The following is a 17,477-nucleotide window of genomic DNA, read 5'->3' as shown; positions in this document are numbered from 1 at the left end:
TGAAAACTTCAAATTATTCATCTGTTTCTTTATTTATGCCGATATAAGGCAATGATCAAATAGGTTCAAACATGGATATAAAGGCTAAAATGCACAGCCAAGACGTTTACTACTGTGACGACGTTGATTTGGTTGCTGAGCAAACTCAATGCTTAGAAGTGCTATACGATTTTAACCACACTCGTCCTAGTGAAGGGGATAAACGACAACAAATCATGAAGCAACTGTTCGCCGAAGTCGGTGAGGGCTGCTACATCGAGCCGCCGTTACGCGCGAACTGGGGGCGTCACACCCACTTAGGCAACAACGTATACGTTAACTTCAATCTAACTCTGGTCGACGACACAGACGTATTCATCGGCGACAACGTGATGATTGCTCCTAACGTGACCATCGCCACTGGCACACATCCCATCAGCCCAGAACTCAGGCTAAAAGCAGCGCAGTTCAATGTTCCTGTTCGTATTGGAAACAACGTATGGCTTGGCGCGCACACCGTCGTACTTCCCGGTGTCACCATTGGTGAAAACTCAGTAATAGGCGCAGGCAGCATAGTCACCAAAGATATCCCAGCTAATATGGTCGCAGTCGGTAACCCATGCAAAGTGATACGCGAAATAAACGAACGCGACCGAGAGTATTACCACAAAGATCGCCGCATTCCAGATGAACTAAAGTAAGCGATTTTTCACACACCTGAAATTAGCTGTGACATAAGCCATTGTTATGTAGTGGCTTAGTTGCATATTGCTTGTGCATATTAGAAACTAAACATAATTATTCTGTCTTTTAGCTGTTATACGCAAGGAGATAAATTGAAGTATCTAAGATATATTTTTCCATTGTTTATGTTGACTGTAGTTTTTGGAAAGGAATTTTATGTCGATTATCGTCAGGAGCAGAGACATGAGCAGCTAAAGGAAGTGTTATTTGATGGGGACGATCGTACCAATGTGAGAAGCGTTTCGTTAACGGATGAAGTTATTCGTGTTGCCGTCAATATACAAAATACGATAGTGACAGATGAGATCAAATCTAAGTTTCAAATAAATGCCCACAATGAACTCCCATCAAAGATATGTAGCAGTATAGGTCTCATGGAAATGATGAAAAATGGCACAAGAGTGTCGATTGCCGTAACTGCGAATAGTAATGTGACAATAACTAATGTGCGCGTCATGTGGGAAGATTGCACCTAAAAATCTCTTCAAGTTGATTCGTAACATTTGGTTGTTTTACTCGGAATCGTTTCAGTGATAAATGCAGAGCCTATGTAGAGTGTTGCACCACAAGTACATTAGGCGTTAGTTGCATTCAAATATGAATAGGCAAGGATCTTGGGAATATACAAAATGTGGAAAAAAGTTTATCTGGTAATTATCCATATATTAGCTGTTATCGGAATTTCAACTGTTTATTTGTCTGTATCGGCTAGCCTAGGAGTCAGTAAGCAACGCACTGTTGTTGAGCGTTCAGACGGGTGTCTAACAGGAGAAAGCGATAAAATATTTAGTCCGGAGGGAAAACGAGCAATCCATGCACAATTTTCCCAGTGTCCAGACAGTGACAATATAATGAAAGTGTGGCTTCAACCGGACGTAACTGTGACTAGATATGAACTTATTTATGAGTCTGTGTATAACACGGATGAAATCATTGATATTTCATGGCGTAATGCACGTGATATTGTCATTGGTATACCGAGTACAGCAAACCCCTCGTCAGTCGTATCAAACCAAAGTGGTGTAGGCGTATACGTTGAGAAAAAATAGTGTACATAAAATTTTAACTAACAAATTGTTCAACAGTAATTCTCAACGTGTGGCATTTTACTATTCGTTGCTTTTAGTGTTTGAGGCGGCATGAGTCGACTTTTGCATTGCATGGTTCAACCCTAAACAAAGTGTTATGCCTCTATCATTCTTACTGAGTAAAATTAACTATCTATACCTAGTCTTAATAGTTTGTTTAGGTTCACGGTGCCTTTCTTAACTATTTGGTAGAGTGACATTTCAGTGTGCATGGAGGTTTTGTAATGGGAACTGTAATCGGTTTGGTGATTCTAGCTGCTATAGATTTGTATCTTTTTCGTAAAACAGGGCTTCATATTCATAAATGGATCTCTAAAAAGTACGCCGCGTATCTGTCGGATAAGGGAAACAAAAAATAGCCTTTACTTATTAAGTCATCGGTATAAAAAGCGTTAGCTGTTATTAATTTTACACACATTACAAAGATTGGAGGATTCATGAAAGGTAAAGGAAAGTGCCTATGTGGCTCGGTTGAGTTGGAAGTAGAGTACGCCAGTAATGAATTGGGGGCTTGTCATTGTAGTATGTGTAGAAATTGGTCTGGCGGTCCGATGTTAGTCATTGATTGCGCTGATTCCGTCAAAATATCAGGTGAATCAAATGTAGTGAGATATAAATCATCCGATTGGGCTGAGAGGGGGTTTTGCGGTAAATGTGGTACTCACTTGTTTTACTTTTTGGTGCCAAATAATCAGTATCACCTTCCTGTCGGGTTATTGATGCCTGGGGATGACTACAAGTTAACTCATCAAATATTCATCGATGAAAAGCCTGAATACTACGAATTTAAAAATGAAACACAAAATATGACTGGTGCAGAGGTTTTTGCCTACTTTGAAAGTAGAGAGTAGCACTTAGTTTTTACTAGCTTAAGACTAATTCACAAAGCTCGGCATTTTTCAGTTTCGGTCGAGTTTTGTGTTTGCGGTGCAATGGTTTCGGTCAGGTGGTAGCGTTGTTCACGCTTAATCTCCCAGCCTCAACCCCCAATTTGAAGTGCCTCGAAACTCGATTGTGTGAACTCCGAATAGCTGAATAGTTACTCTAATATACACTGAGTTTTCTAATGGCTCTTAGGGGGCGGAAATGACAGATATGGCAATATCAAGTTACCTTGGCTGGTTGTTACTTCTTATCGGTTGTTATCCTTTCTTTCTTGTTGGTGTCAGTATGTTTTTCTATGATGCAGAGCGTAAACAAGCATTAAGGTGGTTGAATGGAGTTAGTTTTCTATTGGCTGCATTCCTTCTTTACATGCATATGCAGACAGAAGTCGTCTATGGTCGGGAACTGCTCGAAGCCTGGTATCGTGATAACCCTCAATAAAAAGCACATAACAAGTGTTTATTATCCATATCGGTATATAAGAGTGATGTTAAACGCTTGGCATTTCCTGTTCGAATCAGCTTTAGTGTTTTCGGTACATGGTTGAGGTGAGGTGGTCGCGATGTCAGCCACTTCAAGCGGCGATAACTCGTCTATCCAATTATGGTTATCCGAGTGAACCATGTTCTCTTACAAAGTGTCTGACATTTTAGATATTCAAATGTTGAGGCTCCGATGAATTTTCTCCGTAAGTATAAAATCAGCTTTCTTTTCTGTGTTAGTGGCCTTTTGTGTTTCATTGCTTATAACACCATCGGTTCATACGTAGATGAAAATGGTTTGTTAGTTGAGCCATTCGGGCTTATTCCTCTATTTTGGCTTTTTGAGCTACTTGCGTTGATGGCTTTGGTTGTGACCTTCGTTAGACACAGAAAGTGTCAGTAGACCAGTTAAGCTGTGAGTAAACGAAGATGTTTCGTTATCACAAACAACTTAGGCGCGATTCGGTACGCGTGGCATTTTTGGCATGCGGCGGTATTGGTGTTTCCAATCGTTTTAACTTCAGTGGGTTAGCTGTTAAATTTGAGAGTATTGGTAGCGTTGCAATCTGCTCAAGCGGGCGTTATGTTACTAATTGAATTCAACTTTTATATAGGATGAACATGGTAGTACTTAGAGGAATGCGCCAAGACGAATATCCAGCATATTGTCAGTATTTTATTGGCGATTACAGTCAGGAAATAGCTAGAAACTATGGGCATTCTTTAGACGTTGCAGTCGAATTGGCAAAGAAGGACTTGCATCGCAGCTTCCCTAACGGACTAGAGGGCGACGAGCATTCGCTATTATGCATTGATGCTGAAGTCGATGGTGAATGTAAGCTTGTGGGTTACCTATGGCACTCAGTAAATATTGGGTATAAATCTACGTTTATCTATGACTTCTTTATTTCGAATGAACATCGAGGTCTAGGTTATGGTACTCAATCAATTTCTGCGTTAGAGACCCAACTACTCGCTATTGGTATCAATCAAATAAAACTGAGGGTCGCATACCATAATGAGCGGGCGCTTAAGTTGTATAAAGAAGTTGGCTTTGAGGTCACCGGTTTCAATATGTCTAAGACAATCAGCGGGTAGCTTCAACATATCAAGCAACATACATAAACCTGCAGGTTTCATTCAAACATGGAGTGAAAATATGAAGTCAGACTTTTCAAAACTTGCGACAACCGATTACGGAAACATATTAAGTAACGATCATTTTATCAACTTTAGCATTGGTCCTCTTTGGCAGGGAATGCCGCCAATTTTTGGAGAGGCTTTTACTGTTCAGTTAGCGTCTGGTGATAATTTAATGCTTCATTCAGCCATATACGAAGCACCAGAAGGTTCCATCATTGTAGTGGATGGAGTTGATAGTAGCTGGCGGTAATGTATGTGCAGTCGCTAAGAGTCGAGGTATCAAAGGCTTTATTATTGATGGTGTCATTCGAGATTTGAGTGAAATTTCAGATATGAAGTTTCCAGTTTTTGCGAAAGGTGTTCATCCAGTCCCGGGAAAGAAAGAGGTCTATTCTGAATTGGGCGCTCCAATCACTTGCGGGGGAGCAAAGGTCTCTACGGGAGATATCATTGTTGCTGATGCAGAAGGTATTGTCGTTATTCCTAAATCCAGAAAAGACGAAGTATTTTTAATGGCTTCAAAGAAAGCAAGTAAAGAAGCGTCATTAACGCTCGCTGAGTGTGAAGCAAATCACAGGGCTAAAATAGCCCAAGCAATAACGTGTGCGAAACAAAAAACTTAATTGGTGCAGTAAGTTGATTTGTAACACGTGGCATTTGTCATCAATTAACAGGCGTTAGGCGACAACGAATAAATTCATCCATGGAGAAGAGAGTGATCGTACGGACTGCAACGAAAGAAGACTCAAGTGTCTTGTTAGAGTTTATTGAACAAAAAGCTGACTTTGACCGGAGTATGAAAGGGTTTAGTGGTGAAATCTCGACAACTATAGAGAAAATCGAACGCACATTATTCGGTGATTACGCATTTGCCCATGCATTAATATTGGAACGGAATTGTGAGCCTTTTGGCTTCGCACTGTATCACTATCGATATTCATCCTTCAGTGGAGAGCCATCAATCTGGCTTGACGACCTATTGATAACAGGAAATCAAAGATCAAAAGGGTATGGCCGTGAACTTATGTTGGCTTTAAAGTCACAAGCGGAGTCATCATATGCCTCTCACATCTCATGGACGGCAAGTCCACATAATAAGAAAGCGCATGATTTCTACAAAAGGTTGGGTGCAGAGGTTGAGCGAATGGATGGTCAAAGACCTTATTTCCGTTGGGCAATGTACGATTCGTGATCAGATTAAAAGAGAACGATGAATAAACAAAAACTAAAGAACCTCATTCAACAAGTTCCTGAGCTAATCGATACAGCCAAAGTATGTCGTGAGGTGGGCTTACCAAACTTCTATATTGCAGGCGGTGCTATCACTCAAATCATCTGGAATGATATCGAAAACAAACCGCTTCTAGATCAAGTCAAAGACTTCGATGTTGTCTATTTCAATAGTACCTCAGCTATCACCGAAGATGAGTTCAAAAGCCGCATTCGTTCGCGGTTAAGTCATTGTGTCGACGTGGACGTTAAGAACCAAGCGACCATTCATGAGCATTACGCTAAGAAGTTCGGTTGCCTCATTCAGCCATACGTACGTGCTGAGCAAGGTATCGAGTCTTGGCTCTCTGCATTTGCTATCGGGTTTACTTTGGATGATTCAGGCGACATCAAGTTGTTTGCCCCATACGATGTAGAGGACGCATTTGATATGCTGATTAAGCCGAATAAGCGAGCAATGACAGAAGCAAATTACAACAAAATGACCACTGGCTATAAGGCTCGATGGCAGCAAGTGAAAGTGCTCCCTTGGGGTTGATTGATAGAATGTTAAGGAGTTTTAAGTGAGCCAGGAAGTAAGAGTAGGTGTAGCTGCGGTTATTCTACGTGAAGGACGAGTGCTACTTGGAGAGCGAATTGGTTCCCACGGGGCTCATACGTGGGCAACGCCGGGCGGACACCTTGAATGGGGTGAAAGCATTGAAGAGTGTGCTAAACGTGAAACACTCGAAGAGACTGGCTTAGTTGTTAGTGCATTTGAGAAGCTGACTTTTACCAATGATATTTTTGAGAAAGAGAACAAGCACTATATAACGCTGTTTGTTGTTACTTCTGACACAAGCGGAGAGCCTCAGGTGATTGAGCCTGACAAATGTAAGCAATGGGAATGGTTTAAACTAGATGAGCTACCAGAACCACTGTTTCTTCCTCTGACGAATTTGCTTAACGATCCGGTCATTCTTGGGAAGCTAGCGCAGTAAAACGTGAACGATTGGAGAGAAAATCAATGAGAGCACCTTTTCAAGTTTTAGTCTTTCCCTACAAAACAGTCGATAACAAATCTCGATTTTTAATCGCACGTAGAAGGGACAATGGTGTATGGCAGGCAATATCGGGTGGTGGCGAAGACAATGAATCATTACTTGAAGCAGCAAAACGAGAGCTCTCTGAAGAGGCTCAGCTAGTCGGTTGTAACTGGCAGTTGCTTGATTCAATGTGCATGCTTCCAAAAGTCTTTTATGCAGGAAATCACAATTGGACTGAGCATCCATTCGTAATTCCTGAGCATTCCTTCTCAGTTAAAGTGACGGAAGACCCTCAATTATCAAATGAACACACAGATTACCGTTGGTGTGATTACCAAGAAGCTATTGAACTTCTAACATATGACTCGAACAGAAACGCGCTTTGGGAGATCAACGAAAGGCTTTACAAAGCTAGCTTAAAGTACACAGATTAGTTAACTCTATATTAGAGTGGAAATCCTGATTAGATTCTTACTAATCTCTCGCTATTTAGTGAATAGGAAAATCATGACATTACGAGTAGTTCCAGAGCTTTATTGTTTCGATATTAATGTGAGCAAATCCTTCTTTGTCGATGTGTTGGGGTTTGAAGTGAAATACGAGCGCCCAGATGAAGAGTTTGCTTATCTAACGCTCGATGGTGTTGATGTGATGCTTGAAGGGATTACGGGCAAAAGTCGAAAATGGCTTTCAGGTGATCTAGAGTTTCCGTTAGGGCGTGGTGTTAACTTCCAATGGGATGTTATCGATATCGAACCTCTATATCAGAGAGTTAACGAAAGCGCCGCTGATTCTATTTACTTAGCGTTAGAGTCAAAGTCTTATCAATGTGGGGATTCGATCGCGACTCAGAAGCAGTTCATAGTCCAAACCCCAGACGGTTACCTCTTTAGGTTTTGCCAAGATATTCTTTAACATATAAATATTATTGGTTACTTATTACGAGAAACATGGCTAACTAAGTACCTGCTTAAACAAGGAGAGTAGAGTGGTCAACATTCGGGAAATGGCAATTTCAGATTACGACTCCGTGATCGCGTTGTGGTGCCAGACAGAAGGCATGAGTATTCGCGATGCCGATTCGAAAGAAAGCATTGCGAGCTATTTAGCTCGTAACCCCGGTCTGAGTTTTGTGGCTGAAAGTAACAACGAGATCATTGGCGCTGTGTTGGTCGGAACGGATGGACGTCGTGGGTATTTACAACATTTAGCTGTCTCAGCCAACTTCAGAGGGCAAAAATTAGGTTGTAAGCTTGTCGCAGAGGCGGTCAACGCACTTGCAGGGCTAGGTATCCCCAAGACCCACTTGTTTGTTTATAACGACAACATCAATGCTCAACAGTTTTACGAAAAGTTGGGCTGGTTTCCTCGAGATGAAGTTCGAATGTACTCGTTTAATAGCTCGGATAATAGTAACGTTTAGCCTTAAAGGTTCGTGCAGGCTGAACTTGAATTTGTAACAGGTTCGCGCGCATCCGTCTAATATCAAAACAATCCTTGGAGTATTTAGAAATGTTGTTTTCTAGTCTGTCTAAATCATTGGTTCATGGCTCCGAGTTATGTTCTGAGCTACTCAATTTCTTAACCGAGCATAAGAGTGACTTCGAAGAAAAGTTAATCCCTGACCTGTCATACATCGATGATATGGCACATGTGGTGAACGGTATTAAAATCAAAGACGTTCTACACATCAATTCGAATCAATACCGACTTCAATATTCGTTTGATTGGGAGCTATTTCTCGGCTGTTCAGATAGAAACGAAACCGGTGTAGAGAATGGAAGTGTGCTATTCACTCTTGAGGACAATAATGTTCTTAATATCAACTTCCCAAACTACGGTTCTCGAGATACTAGCGATGAGCTGTAGTCGGTTTTTCGTGCGTGTTATACAGAAGGAAGAACAATGATAACTATCGAAAGGCTTGAAGAATCACATGTGGCGTTAGTTCAGGCCATCCAACTCGCCGATGAACAGGTCAAGTTCGCTGGCACAGCTGCAGAGTTTTTATTAGACGGCAGTGAAACGACGCACTTGCACGTGATTAAGTCTAATAACGAAGTTGTTGGTTTCTTTAAGTTGGATATCGCTTACGCAGATTCTTATGAGTTTTGCCCTGAAGGAAGCATTGGGCTAAGAGCTTTTGTGCTTGATAAAAACCAGCAAGGTAAAGGTTTAGGAACAGGCACGGTGAAGGCTTTGTTTCCGTATTTAAAAGCGAATTACTTAGCGTATGAGTCGATTTACTTAACCGTGAATTGCAAAAATCGCGCAGCATTCAACTGTTACAAGAAAGGCGGCTTCGAAGATACCAATGAACAGTATCTAGGTGGCGCAGCAGGCCCGCAATTTATCATGCGCGGTCAAATCGTTTAGTTACATAAACAGGTTAATTGTCGAACGACAAACGATCTAGGGAGGGATCATGTCAATTACATCAGGAATAGCTCTGTTTGTTGCGATGTTACTATCTGCAGCGATACCGGGACCCAGCGTTCTCGCTGTTCTGTCGAGGTCTCTAAGCTATGGCTGGAAACAAGGCTTGTTAGTGGTGCTTGGCGTACTAATCGCGGATTACATTTTTATATTCTTAGCTTTGTCTGGTTTATCGGCTTTAGCCAGCGCAATGGGTGAATTTGCTACGGTAATTAAATATGTAGGCGTTACCTATTTGTTTTGGTTGGCTTACACAACATGGACGTCAGATGTTAGTGAATCATCGAATACATCTTCGGAGCAAGGATCGAAAGCCTCAAGCGTGATTATTGGCTTATTGATGACAGTTTCAAACCCAAAGGCGATTTTGTTTTACATGGGTTTCTTTCCTGCATTCATAGACCTAAAAACATTTACCACGACAGATGTGATGATGATTTTGGTGATTTCAACTGTAGCTGTAGGTGGAGTATTGAGTCTTTATGCTTGCACTGCCTCTAAAGCTCGTGTTGTGTTTCAAGGGCGCTCAGCAAAGGCGCTATTGAACAGATTATCAGGTGGCTTTTTGGCGACTTGCGGTGCTTTGTTAGCAACTAAAACATGAGTACTCTTTGGACTGATTTAGCCATAACACCAAACTAAGCGTCAATACCTAGTGTCTTTACCTGCTTCATGGCATCATTCCACGCAGCTAAAACCCCAACAAGGTATGTTATGAAACAGAATATTGTCCACATTGCACTCGTGGTAAAAGACTACGATGAAGCGCTTGATTTCTATGTAAACAAGCTTAAGTTTGATCTCATCGAAGACACGTATCTACCAGAAGAAGATAAGCGCTGGGTTGTTGTTGCTCCACCAAATTCAACCGGTGTGAGCCTGTTACTTGCTAGAGCTTCCAAGCCAGAGCAACTTGATTTCATCGGCAACCAAGCTGGTGGACGTGTATTCCTATTCTTAAACACCGATGACTTCTGGCGTGATTACGAACGCATGACATCTTTGGGTATTAACTTTGTCCGAGAGCCAAAAGAGCAAGGCTACGGTACCGTTGCTGTGTTTGAAGATCTTTACGGTAACTTGTGGGATCTGCTTCAGTTAAACCCTGAACACCCAATGGCTAATAGGTAGAATAATAGCTTAGTCAACAACCCTAATTCTAGTCATACGGATTGACAGGAGCGACATGGAAGTCACAAAGTATCATCCCAAGTATTTAACCGCTTTACAGGCAATCTATTTAGAATCGAGACAGAACACCTTTCATTGGGCTGATACTAACGCTTTTAAGTTATCCGATTTCGACTTAGATACAGAAGGTGAGCAAATATGGGTCGCCGTTTCTGGCGATAAGGCTTTAGGTTTTGCCTCTATCTGGATACCTGAAAGCTTCATCCATCACCTCTATGTTTGCCCGCGAACGCTACGTTCTGGAGTAGGCTCTGCTTTACTCAATACCTGCAAACAACATTACTCTGATCTGACATTGAAGTGTTTGACTGCCAATGAAAATGCGATTGGCTTTTATCAGTCGCAAGGCTTTGCTATCTCGTCCACAGAGGGAGAGGGATTAGAGCGTTATCACTTAATGACTTACTAAGCTTGGTAATAATAAGCTTAGTAATAACAATCATAACAATCACAAGCCCTGCAATTACAACAAGGGTAATCAAGTCGGGAGTTTAAACAGAGAATATGGAAATAAAACAGCTTTCAGCGATTGAGGTACTTCCGGTTAGGCATCAAGTGCTTTGGCCTGATAAACCGATGTCGTTTTGTGTGGTGCCAGATGACGAACAAGCAACGCATTACGGCGCGTTTGTTGGTGAGCTGCTGGTATGTGTCGCATCTATCTATATTCAAGACAATGAAGCTAGGTTGAGAAAGTTTGCTACGCTGCCTGAATTCCAAGGGCAGGGAATCGGTTCCAACGTGATTGAGCATGCGATCTCTAACCTCAAAGATTTAAACATCCAATACTTTTGGTGCGATGCACGTACAACGGCTTTAGGTTTTTATCAAAAGTTTGGGATGGCTGTAGAAGGCTCTGAATTTGAAAAATCGGGTGTCGCGTATTACAAAATGTCGGTTCATTGGGAGTAACGGTTCTCTGTAGCTCTGTTAACCCTCCGTATCGCCAAATCATCAACTTAAGTTAAGGAAGCTCATCGTGGAAGAAATAAAAGGCATTCTGCAATTCATGGTCGAAATTGAAAAATTAAAGGATGTTCATCGACAAACAAAGCCAGTTGGATTGGCTCGATATGAAAACTCCGCTGAGCACAGTTGGCATGTCTGTTTGAGCGCGCTCATGTTGAAAGACTATGCCAATGAAGAAATCGATATTACGCGAGTGATGAAGATGTTGCTGATTCATGACCTTGGGGAAATCGATGCCGGAGACACCATCATTTATGCCAGTGAAACCGAAGAAAACAAGCTCAAAGAGAGAAACTGTGTTGAGCGCTTGCTGAAATCATTGCCGAGACATTTAAGAGCCGAGTACTTGGATCTATGGCTTGAGTTCGAAGCGGGTGAGTCACCGGAAGCCAGATTTGGTAAGGCGATCGATAGAGTGCCACCTTTGCTTCATAACATCCATGGAGGCGGTCACAGCTGGAAGAAGCACAACATATCTAAAGATAAAGTACTGACCTTTAATGGCGAGCGTATTTCTAAAGGCAGTCGTGCTCTATGGAAAGAGCTAGAAGTGCAACTTGAAGGGGCTGCGGACAAAGGGCTATTAAAGTAAAAATTAACTATCTTGCCAAGGAATGACAAAGAAGTTTCAACCTAACAACGTTTAAATTAAACTCGAGAATTCATAGTGTTACTTCAGCGTAGCAAGCCCATTGTTAAAGGAATAAGAACCACATGAAAACCACTGCTTTAGCTTTATTGTTGCTTAGTGTTTTTGGTAGTGCATTTGCAACCAATATTGAAGCGATCGATTACCAAGTGTCGGTCACTGTCGAGGATTCCGAATCAAAACTCAACTTCCCAACCTTTAAGTTCGACTCTTTCGGACAGGAAGTCTCATCTCAAACTGAAGAATGCATTTATTCGGGTGTTCTTTCTAAGCATGAAGCTAACGCTATTCTATTAGAGGCCAAAATGTCATGCGATTATGAAAATGGTGAGTCTAGTAGTGAGATGCCTGTTTTTATTCTTGATAAAGAGGGTGGAGAAGCAAGTATCGAGCTTGGAGAAGATGAAGCAAACCTGTGGAAATACACGGTTCTAATTAAAGCGCTTGACTAAATTTCAAACGATACACGGTTACTCTTTTTGTTCTGCTATTGAACACCGCAATGCCAATTCAAGTAGATGCATGACACATGGTATTATCTTGTGTCTCATTTCTTTCTAATAAAACTCTAATGGACGACAATAAGTTCGAGAACCGAGTGATAAGTTGTTAGTATGCATCAACTTTATAAATGTTAGTTGGCTTATATAAATGCTTGATAATAAGTATATTAAACACCCTTATCACTGTGAGCAGTGCAACGCACTTACCCCGCACCTTGCTGTTAACGCTTCCGATGCTCAATCTAAAGCGGACGCTGAATCTGAAAAGAAACAATGGAAACTAGGCGTGTTGATGGAGTACCTGATGACGTTATTGTTTAAAGGTGACAATAACGTTCCCGGTTTTTATGTCGACAGTGATTATGAATACCAATGTGAAAAGTGTGGGACTAAGTCGTGGCATTAATTGGGTATGAAAATTTGATTCAACCCTAATTTTCGAGCTCTAATCCCCAAAATCAATTAGCTTAAAGAACTAGTTAGCTTTAATAATTAATGAGTTTCAATCAGGCGTATTATTCTTACTTTGTTATGGAGGACAAACGAGTGATATACCCAAAAACTTTAAATATCGGTGACAAAATCGGATTTTTCTCACCGTCATCGCCTGCAACTGTCTTTGCTCCTAAACGGTTTGCTCGTTCTAAACGCTATTTGGAAGAGCAGGGCTTCATTCTGGTTGAAGGTTCGTTAACTGGAGAGTCAGAAGGGTATCGTTCTGGTTCCATTCAAGCACGAGCCGAAGAACTCAACCAGCTCATTCGAGACCCAGACGTGCGCTGCATTATGTCGACCATTGGTGGTAACAACAGCAACTCATTGTTGCCATACATCGATTATGATGCCCTTAGAAACGACCCTAAGATCATCGTCGGCTATTCAGATGCCACCGCATTACTGTTAGGCATCTACGCCAAAACTGGATTGGTGACTTTCTATGGCCCAGCACTCGTCGCGTCATTTGGTGAGTTCCCGCCGTTAGTCGACGAAACCTTCCAATCATTTACTGACATCTTATGTTCGGATTCAAGCCAACATCAGTACACGATGCCTGAGAGTTGGACGGACATCAAACACGACTGGGAAACTCAAGATTCGGCAAAGCCAGTTTACAATAACGAATGGCACTTCATGGGAATAGGTCAAGTAAGCGGTCGCGTGATTGGTGGCAATCTGAGTACGATGGCGGGGATTTGGGGCAGTGAATACATGCCAGAAATTCAGCCTGGCGATATTCTTCTTATTGAAGATTCACTAAAAGGCATTGAAGCGGTAGAGCGTTCATTCGCACACTTATTGGCTTGCGGAGTATTCGATAAAGTTGGCGCTATTGTACTCGGCAAACATGAGCTGTTTGATGACAAAGGGACAGGGCGAACACCCCTCGATGTACTTCTTGAAGTGTTGAACGGTAAAAATGTCCCGATCCTGTATGGCTTCGACAGTTGTCACACCCATCCTATGCTAGTCACGCCACTAGGTGTGCAAGGCACTATTGATTTTGATGACCAGACATTCAAGCTTCAAAGCCAATAGTTAGCGTCGAGTTAGCATAAACTGATGATAATAAGACGCATTAGAAAAGTGATCCTCTCTGCAAACTGAGAATGGAAACGCGTCTATACTGACATGGGTTACGTCACTGATTTAAGAAGTGGCGCTATGAATGTAAGTTTGATTAGGCTAAATCTCAGAGGTGACGATGAAAAAATTACTACCACTATGCGCCATTTTACTCTCGGCATCATTTTCAGCTGCGGCTTCTGATGGTTTGATTAAATACCAAAGTAATTACTCAGTGAAAGAGACTGCAGACCGCTTTGAAGAAATCGCTAAAAGCAAAGGTTTGACCTTGTTTGCGAGAATCGACCATCAGAAAAATGCGAGTAAGGTTGGTCTTGAATTGAGACCAACGGAAGTCATCATCTTTGGTAACCCAAAAGTAGGGACACCATTAATGCAATGCGCTCAAGATGTCGCGATAGATTTACCGCAGAAGGTGTTAGTCACTGAGGATTCTAATAAAGAAGTATGGCTATCTTACAACGATCCTAATTACTTGGTAGAGCGTCACGCAATCAATGGCTGTGACGAAGTGGTTAAGAAGATCTCGGGTGTACTAAGCAAGCTTTCAGAAGCGACAGTGGCGAAAGCTGAATAACCGAGCCAATAAGCACTCATTTAGACCATTAATGGGTGCGACTTGACGATGATATAGCTTCCCAATCAACGTTTGGCTGCATTGACAACTAAGCAACAATATATAAAAGTAGTGTTATGAAACTGAATTTAGCGCCATCTAACCAACGAATTATCATCATTCCATAGGAATGGTGGGATTGTTGATGCGCTTTGTTTATCGAACCCACCCGTAAGGTGGGTTTTTTGTCGCTGTCTTATGGGTTTTATCTGAATAGAGGAAGTCATATGAAAAAGGTCGCGGTTTTTGGCAAGCCTGGGAGCGGAAAGTCCACAATCAGCAAAGCTTTAGCTCTAGCTACAGAGATAGAGCTTCACCAGTTGGACTCTATTGTTTATAAGGCCAACGGAGAGTTTGTTGAACGTGAAGTATTCGAGCTGGCTCATGAGAGCATACTTAAGTCAGAAAGCTGGATCATCGATGGTTTTGGCCCTCTAAGCTCATTCAACACACGTTTAGAAGCCGCAGATACTTTGGTTTATATCGACCTTCCTTATCCAATTAACTACTGGTTTGTTACCAAGCGAATGCTCAAAGGGTTGTTCGTTAAACCTGAAGGTTGGCCTGATGGAAGCTCAGTGATAAAAGGCACGATACAAAGTTACAAGACACTAAAACTGTGCCCTAAGTTTTGGAATGACGACTTTAGACTACGGTTAGAATTACGCGCAAAAGAGAAAGAGGTTCACATCATCAGAAGCGTGAGTGAATTGAATAACTTTGTCCGCCAACACGTCACTTAACAGGTGAGAGCTTACCTTTCTTTGAAACGCTTTAATTTGCTCATAACTTCATGAAAATATTTAGATTTAATTCAACATGTGGCATATTTGCCATGTGTTGAATTTGTGCTTTAAGTTAAGGCTATAGATATTATGTATGGAAGTGAGAAGACGAGAGCGTTCTGCTGTAACTGTAAGGAACTTACACTGCATAAGTACACTATGTTCAGTAACCAAGCCGAAAAAGCGCCACAAGATGTAAAGAAGCCAGGGTTGCTGGGAATGATTTTATCGTCATTAGCTTCAAGCGGCGGAACCGGTGATTATAAATGTATAAAGTGTGGAACCAATTTGCGAACACCAGACAATCTAGACTGAGTTTGGCTTGGACAAATAAAAACGGGAAGACCTCAATGATCTTCCCGTTAGGTATTACTTAACTCATCGTGCTATTGGCAGTTTGAGTGAGAAGCCTTATGCACAACACTTCTTGTATTTCTTACCGCTACCGCAAGAACATGGGTCGTTACGGTTAGGTGTCTTTTCGAACGTCATTGTTTTTGGCTTGTTTAGCAACGTGTCGAACTCAAGCGTGTTTTCTTCTTTAGTTGCATCAACAGATACAGTAACAAAGATTGAATGCTCAGCCGCGATTGCTTCAACTTCTGCTTTACGAGCTTCAGTTTGAACCATTACCGCAACTGGTGACTCTTCAGTACCCACTTTAACATCGCGGTTTACATTGTAGCCAGCAAGAACGTGGTTCTGTCTTGTTTCGATACGGCCTTTGAAAAATAGTTTCGACATTGGGTACTCACAAAATTTGGGATGACGCTATTCCTATGCTAGGTAGCGTTATAGAGCGGGGGATTATACGCATATATTCCAATTGATAAAGCAGTGATGTGAGTAAAGATTGTTGGTTTTTGTTTGCTAGCAATTATTTGTTTTATTGCTTTGTTCTAATTAGACTAATTTTGAAACTCAAGACAATAAGATTTCCCTTAATAGGGCTTCAAGTGATAAATTGAAATCGTCAATTTAAACAACGAGATACCCCATGAAGTTAGATGCCATCCTGTGGGATTACGATGGAACCTTAGTGAATTCAGTTCCAAAGAATATCGCAATTACTAAAGATATTATCTCTGTGGTCGCGCCACGCTTATCAGGTGAGAACTTACCTAAATATCTGCTGAGCGAAACGCTTTATCACGAAGCCAACCACGGTGCTAAAAACTGGCAAGCTTTATATGTCGATTATTACGGCCTATCACATGACGAAATGTTGATCGCCGGTGGAATGTGGGCAGAGCATCAAGAGAAAAACCAAACTGCTGTCGCCTTGTTTGACGGGATGAACACTGTGGTAAGTCAGTTTGCTCATCTTCCTCATGGGATCTGTTCTCAAAACTCTCAATTGAATATTCGTGGTGTACTCGACAGTTATGGCATTGGCGATTTGTTTAAATCGGTAGTGGGCTATGACGATGTCTCGAACGGCCACCAAAAACCACATCCATTTGGTGGAGTGAAATGTGTTGAGAACATATTTGGCGTCGATCAGGCTAACGAGCTTTGTTTGATGTACATCGGTGACCATGAAGCGGACACACAGTTTGCTCGCAATATTGAAGACGCGCTGGGTAAAAACGCAAAAGTGATTGCGGTGGCTGCCGGTTATAGCCGATCTGAGCCTGAAAATTGGCAAACCAAGCCCGATTATATTGCTAACAATGTCGATGATCTTTTAACGATCATCGGTAAGTACGCATAGAAAGCTAAGTACGCATAACGAAGCAGTACGTTTAAAAATCACCACACCTGAATGACTTTAAGGAAGAATAATGACACCAAAACAAGTGGTATTAGGTTTTTGGGATGCAATGCGCAGTAATGATTTTGCCAAGGCAAGCGAATGGTTAGCCGCAGATTTTGAAGGCTATTGGCCTCAGTCGTCTGAATTGACGGTAGGCCGCGATAACTTTACGGCAATCAACTCTGAATACCCAGCCAATGGTGTTTGGGAGTTCACCCTCAATTCGATTGTCTGTGAAGGAGATTCCGTAGTGACGGACGTTTCGGTTACTGACAGTGTATTGAAAGACCGAGTGATTACCTTTCACACGGTTGTTGATGGTTTAATTCAAAAGCAAACTGAGTTTTGGCCAGACCCGTTCGAAGCGCCGGCGTGGCGATCGCAGTGGGTTCAGGTTATATCGAAAAATTAG

29 protein-coding genes and 1 pseudogene are annotated in these 17,477 nt (G+C 41.8%); 29 read left to right on the top strand and 1 reads right to left on the bottom strand.

From position 1 onward, the window contains the following. Window positions 1–71 precede the first annotated feature (71 nt). From L3V35_RS07295 to L3V35_RS07160, 27 genes and pseudogenes are all read left to right on the top strand, one after another. Window positions 72–680, top strand: coding sequence for a sugar O-acetyltransferase (locus L3V35_RS07295; RefSeq protein ID WP_054546370.1), 609 nt, complete (start codon window positions 72–74; stop codon window positions 678–680). Between the two features lie 135 nt (window positions 681–815). Next, complete coding sequence (locus L3V35_RS07290) at window positions 816–1,199, top strand: hypothetical protein (protein WP_237299082.1); 384 nt, start codon at window positions 816–818, stop codon at window positions 1,197–1,199. Between the two features lie 153 nt (window positions 1,200–1,352). Beyond that, window positions 1,353–1,772 carry a hypothetical protein gene (locus L3V35_RS07285; protein WP_237299081.1) on the top strand — a complete coding sequence of 140 codons (420 nt, stop codon included), beginning with the start codon at window positions 1,353–1,355 and terminating at the stop codon, window positions 1,770–1,772. A gap of 476 nt (window positions 1,773–2,248) precedes the next feature. After that, the gene (locus L3V35_RS07280; protein WP_017078097.1) at window positions 2,249–2,662 is read left to right on the top strand and encodes a GFA family protein; all 414 of its coding nucleotides are present in this window, start codon (window positions 2,249–2,251) and stop codon (window positions 2,660–2,662) included. Window positions 2,663–2,897: 235 nt separating this feature from the next. Further along, a complete protein-coding gene (locus tag L3V35_RS07275; RefSeq protein ID WP_237299080.1) occupies window positions 2,898–3,137 on the top strand; it encodes a hypothetical protein in 240 nt (79 codons plus the stop codon). Window positions 3,138–3,371: 234 nt separating this feature from the next. Beyond that, window positions 3,372–3,581 (top strand): DUF3955 domain-containing protein, encoded by a 210-nt coding sequence (locus L3V35_RS07270; RefSeq protein ID WP_065205270.1) that lies wholly within the window; start codon window positions 3,372–3,374, stop codon window positions 3,579–3,581. Between the two features lie 218 nt (window positions 3,582–3,799). Continuing rightward, window positions 3,800–4,276, top strand: coding sequence for a GNAT family N-acetyltransferase (locus L3V35_RS07260; protein WP_237299078.1), 477 nt, complete (start codon window positions 3,800–3,802; stop codon window positions 4,274–4,276). Window positions 4,277–4,337: 61 nt separating this feature from the next. Further along, window positions 4,338–4,944, top strand: a pseudogene (locus L3V35_RS07255) (RraA family protein). An 80-nt stretch (window positions 4,945–5,024) separates the two neighbouring features. Then, window positions 5,025–5,513, top strand: a complete 489-nt coding sequence (locus tag L3V35_RS07250) for a GNAT family N-acetyltransferase (RefSeq protein WP_237299076.1) — start codon at window positions 5,025–5,027, stop codon at window positions 5,511–5,513. A gap of 18 nt (window positions 5,514–5,531) precedes the next feature. After that, a complete protein-coding gene (locus tag L3V35_RS07245) occupies window positions 5,532–6,089 on the top strand; it encodes a nucleotidyltransferase family protein (protein WP_237299074.1) in 558 nt (185 codons plus the stop codon). A gap of 25 nt (window positions 6,090–6,114) precedes the next feature. Further along, window positions 6,115–6,531 carry an NUDIX hydrolase gene (locus tag L3V35_RS07240; RefSeq protein WP_237299072.1) on the top strand — a complete coding sequence of 139 codons (417 nt, stop codon included), beginning with the start codon at window positions 6,115–6,117 and terminating at the stop codon, window positions 6,529–6,531. A gap of 26 nt (window positions 6,532–6,557) precedes the next feature. Continuing rightward, on the top strand, window positions 6,558–7,010 hold the full coding sequence (locus L3V35_RS07235; protein ID WP_019823495.1) for an NUDIX pyrophosphatase: 453 nt from the start codon (window positions 6,558–6,560) through the stop codon (window positions 7,008–7,010). A 73-nt stretch (window positions 7,011–7,083) separates the two neighbouring features. Further along, window positions 7,084–7,491: a VOC family protein gene (locus tag L3V35_RS07230; protein WP_237299071.1), complete on the top strand. Its 408-nt coding sequence runs from the start codon at window positions 7,084–7,086 to the stop codon at window positions 7,489–7,491. A gap of 73 nt (window positions 7,492–7,564) precedes the next feature. Next, entirely contained in the window at window positions 7,565–7,999 is a 435-nt protein-coding gene (locus tag L3V35_RS07225) for a GNAT family N-acetyltransferase (RefSeq protein ID WP_237299069.1), read from the top strand. Window positions 8,000–8,088: 89 nt separating this feature from the next. Next, on the top strand, window positions 8,089–8,445 hold the full coding sequence (locus L3V35_RS07220) for a hypothetical protein (RefSeq protein ID WP_114633503.1): 357 nt from the start codon (window positions 8,089–8,091) through the stop codon (window positions 8,443–8,445). A gap of 36 nt (window positions 8,446–8,481) precedes the next feature. Continuing rightward, complete coding sequence (locus tag L3V35_RS07215) at window positions 8,482–8,952, top strand: GNAT family N-acetyltransferase (protein WP_237299067.1); 471 nt, start codon at window positions 8,482–8,484, stop codon at window positions 8,950–8,952. A 49-nt stretch (window positions 8,953–9,001) separates the two neighbouring features. Then, window positions 9,002–9,616: a LysE family translocator gene (locus L3V35_RS07210; protein WP_237299066.1), complete on the top strand. Its 615-nt coding sequence runs from the start codon at window positions 9,002–9,004 to the stop codon at window positions 9,614–9,616. 110 nt (window positions 9,617–9,726) lie between these two features. Further along, window positions 9,727–10,143, top strand: coding sequence for a VOC family protein (locus L3V35_RS07205; protein WP_017061801.1), 417 nt, complete (start codon window positions 9,727–9,729; stop codon window positions 10,141–10,143). Window positions 10,144–10,198: 55 nt separating this feature from the next. Beyond that, window positions 10,199–10,612, top strand: coding sequence for a GNAT family N-acetyltransferase (locus L3V35_RS07200; protein ID WP_237299064.1), 414 nt, complete (start codon window positions 10,199–10,201; stop codon window positions 10,610–10,612). Window positions 10,613–10,707: 95 nt separating this feature from the next. Then, on the top strand, window positions 10,708–11,115 hold the full coding sequence (locus L3V35_RS07195) for a GNAT family N-acetyltransferase (RefSeq protein ID WP_171308237.1): 408 nt from the start codon (window positions 10,708–10,710) through the stop codon (window positions 11,113–11,115). A 67-nt stretch (window positions 11,116–11,182) separates the two neighbouring features. Continuing rightward, window positions 11,183–11,764: an HD domain-containing protein gene (locus L3V35_RS07190; protein WP_171308238.1), complete on the top strand. Its 582-nt coding sequence runs from the start codon at window positions 11,183–11,185 to the stop codon at window positions 11,762–11,764. A 122-nt stretch (window positions 11,765–11,886) separates the two neighbouring features. Next, window positions 11,887–12,273, top strand: coding sequence for a hypothetical protein (locus L3V35_RS07185; RefSeq protein WP_146454495.1), 387 nt, complete (start codon window positions 11,887–11,889; stop codon window positions 12,271–12,273). 199 nt (window positions 12,274–12,472) lie between these two features. After that, window positions 12,473–12,730, top strand: coding sequence for a hypothetical protein (locus L3V35_RS07180; protein ID WP_065681845.1), 258 nt, complete (start codon window positions 12,473–12,475; stop codon window positions 12,728–12,730). 140 nt (window positions 12,731–12,870) lie between these two features. Next, on the top strand, window positions 12,871–13,860 hold the full coding sequence (locus L3V35_RS07175; RefSeq protein ID WP_054546786.1) for a S66 peptidase family protein: 990 nt from the start codon (window positions 12,871–12,873) through the stop codon (window positions 13,858–13,860). Window positions 13,861–14,026: 166 nt separating this feature from the next. Further along, on the top strand, window positions 14,027–14,485 hold the full coding sequence (locus L3V35_RS07170) for a DUF302 domain-containing protein (protein ID WP_029406454.1): 459 nt from the start codon (window positions 14,027–14,029) through the stop codon (window positions 14,483–14,485). 266 nt (window positions 14,486–14,751) lie between these two features. After that, a complete protein-coding gene (locus L3V35_RS07165) occupies window positions 14,752–15,267 on the top strand; it encodes an adenylate kinase (RefSeq protein ID WP_054546353.1) in 516 nt (171 codons plus the stop codon). Between the two features lie 132 nt (window positions 15,268–15,399). Beyond that, the gene (locus L3V35_RS07160; protein ID WP_032555842.1) at window positions 15,400–15,624 is read left to right on the top strand and encodes a hypothetical protein; all 225 of its coding nucleotides are present in this window, start codon (window positions 15,400–15,402) and stop codon (window positions 15,622–15,624) included. A gap of 96 nt (window positions 15,625–15,720) precedes the next feature. On the opposite strand, the gene L3V35_RS07155 is transcribed toward L3V35_RS07160, so the two are convergent. Beyond that, window positions 15,721–16,053, bottom strand: a complete 333-nt coding sequence (locus L3V35_RS07155) for a PBPRA1643 family SWIM/SEC-C metal-binding motif protein (protein ID WP_004733856.1) — start codon at window positions 16,051–16,053, stop codon at window positions 15,721–15,723. A 253-nt stretch (window positions 16,054–16,306) separates the two neighbouring features. Between L3V35_RS07155 and L3V35_RS07150 the strand changes: the two genes are divergently transcribed. Together L3V35_RS07150 and L3V35_RS07145 are read left to right on the top strand one after the other, a co-directional pair. After that, window positions 16,307–17,023 carry an HAD hydrolase-like protein gene (locus L3V35_RS07150; RefSeq protein WP_054546352.1) on the top strand — a complete coding sequence of 239 codons (717 nt, stop codon included), beginning with the start codon at window positions 16,307–16,309 and terminating at the stop codon, window positions 17,021–17,023. A gap of 70 nt (window positions 17,024–17,093) precedes the next feature. Beyond that, a complete protein-coding gene (locus tag L3V35_RS07145; protein ID WP_054546351.1) occupies window positions 17,094–17,477 on the top strand; it encodes a nuclear transport factor 2 family protein in 384 nt (127 codons plus the stop codon).

This window comes from Vibrio sp. L5-1 (genome assembly GCF_021728315.1).
GTDB lineage: Bacteria > Pseudomonadota > Gammaproteobacteria > Enterobacterales > Vibrionaceae > Vibrio > Vibrio splendidus_K.
This window is presented reverse-complemented; position numbering and strand designations above follow the sequence as displayed.

Excerpts from the sequence above, each read along its gene's own strand:
- L3V35_RS07260 (WP_237299078.1), top strand. The coding sequence starts at position 3,800 with ATGGTAGTACTTAGAGGAATGCGCCAAGACGAATATCCAGCATATTGT.
- L3V35_RS07180 (WP_065681845.1), top strand. The coding sequence starts at position 12,473 with ATGCTTGATAATAAGTATATTAAACACCCTTATCACTGTGAGCAGTGC.
- L3V35_RS07210 (WP_237299066.1), top strand. The coding sequence starts at position 9,002 with ATGTCAATTACATCAGGAATAGCTCTGTTTGTTGCGATGTTACTATCT.
- L3V35_RS07230 (WP_237299071.1), top strand. The coding sequence starts at position 7,084 with ATGACATTACGAGTAGTTCCAGAGCTTTATTGTTTCGATATTAATGTG.
- L3V35_RS07275 (WP_237299080.1), top strand. The coding sequence starts at position 2,898 with ATGACAGATATGGCAATATCAAGTTACCTTGGCTGGTTGTTACTTCTT.
- L3V35_RS07145 (WP_054546351.1), top strand. The coding sequence starts at position 17,094 with ATGACACCAAAACAAGTGGTATTAGGTTTTTGGGATGCAATGCGCAGT.
- L3V35_RS07155 (WP_004733856.1), bottom strand. The coding sequence starts at position 16,053 with ATGTCGAAACTATTTTTCAAAGGCCGTATCGAAACAAGACAGAACCAC.
- L3V35_RS07205 (WP_017061801.1), top strand. The coding sequence starts at position 9,727 with ATGAAACAGAATATTGTCCACATTGCACTCGTGGTAAAAGACTACGAT.
- L3V35_RS07200 (WP_237299064.1), top strand. The coding sequence starts at position 10,199 with ATGGAAGTCACAAAGTATCATCCCAAGTATTTAACCGCTTTACAGGCA.
- L3V35_RS07215 (WP_237299067.1), top strand. The coding sequence starts at position 8,482 with ATGATAACTATCGAAAGGCTTGAAGAATCACATGTGGCGTTAGTTCAG.
- L3V35_RS07195 (WP_171308237.1), top strand. The coding sequence starts at position 10,708 with ATGGAAATAAAACAGCTTTCAGCGATTGAGGTACTTCCGGTTAGGCAT.
- L3V35_RS07280 (WP_017078097.1), top strand. The coding sequence starts at position 2,249 with ATGAAAGGTAAAGGAAAGTGCCTATGTGGCTCGGTTGAGTTGGAAGTA.
- L3V35_RS07270 (WP_065205270.1), top strand. The coding sequence starts at position 3,372 with ATGAATTTTCTCCGTAAGTATAAAATCAGCTTTCTTTTCTGTGTTAGT.
- L3V35_RS07185 (WP_146454495.1), top strand. The coding sequence starts at position 11,887 with ATGAAAACCACTGCTTTAGCTTTATTGTTGCTTAGTGTTTTTGGTAGT.
- L3V35_RS07235 (WP_019823495.1), top strand. The coding sequence starts at position 6,558 with ATGAGAGCACCTTTTCAAGTTTTAGTCTTTCCCTACAAAACAGTCGAT.
- L3V35_RS07150 (WP_054546352.1), top strand. The coding sequence starts at position 16,307 with ATGAAGTTAGATGCCATCCTGTGGGATTACGATGGAACCTTAGTGAAT.
- L3V35_RS07220 (WP_114633503.1), top strand. The coding sequence starts at position 8,089 with ATGTTGTTTTCTAGTCTGTCTAAATCATTGGTTCATGGCTCCGAGTTA.
- L3V35_RS07245 (WP_237299074.1), top strand. The coding sequence starts at position 5,532 with ATGAATAAACAAAAACTAAAGAACCTCATTCAACAAGTTCCTGAGCTA.
- L3V35_RS07250 (WP_237299076.1), top strand. The coding sequence starts at position 5,025 with ATGGAGAAGAGAGTGATCGTACGGACTGCAACGAAAGAAGACTCAAGT.
- L3V35_RS07285 (WP_237299081.1), top strand. The coding sequence starts at position 1,353 with ATGTGGAAAAAAGTTTATCTGGTAATTATCCATATATTAGCTGTTATC.
- L3V35_RS07170 (WP_029406454.1), top strand. The coding sequence starts at position 14,027 with ATGAAAAAATTACTACCACTATGCGCCATTTTACTCTCGGCATCATTT.
- L3V35_RS07160 (WP_032555842.1), top strand. The coding sequence starts at position 15,400 with ATGTATGGAAGTGAGAAGACGAGAGCGTTCTGCTGTAACTGTAAGGAA.
- L3V35_RS07295 (WP_054546370.1), top strand. The coding sequence starts at position 72 with ATGGATATAAAGGCTAAAATGCACAGCCAAGACGTTTACTACTGTGAC.
- L3V35_RS07165 (WP_054546353.1), top strand. The coding sequence starts at position 14,752 with ATGAAAAAGGTCGCGGTTTTTGGCAAGCCTGGGAGCGGAAAGTCCACA.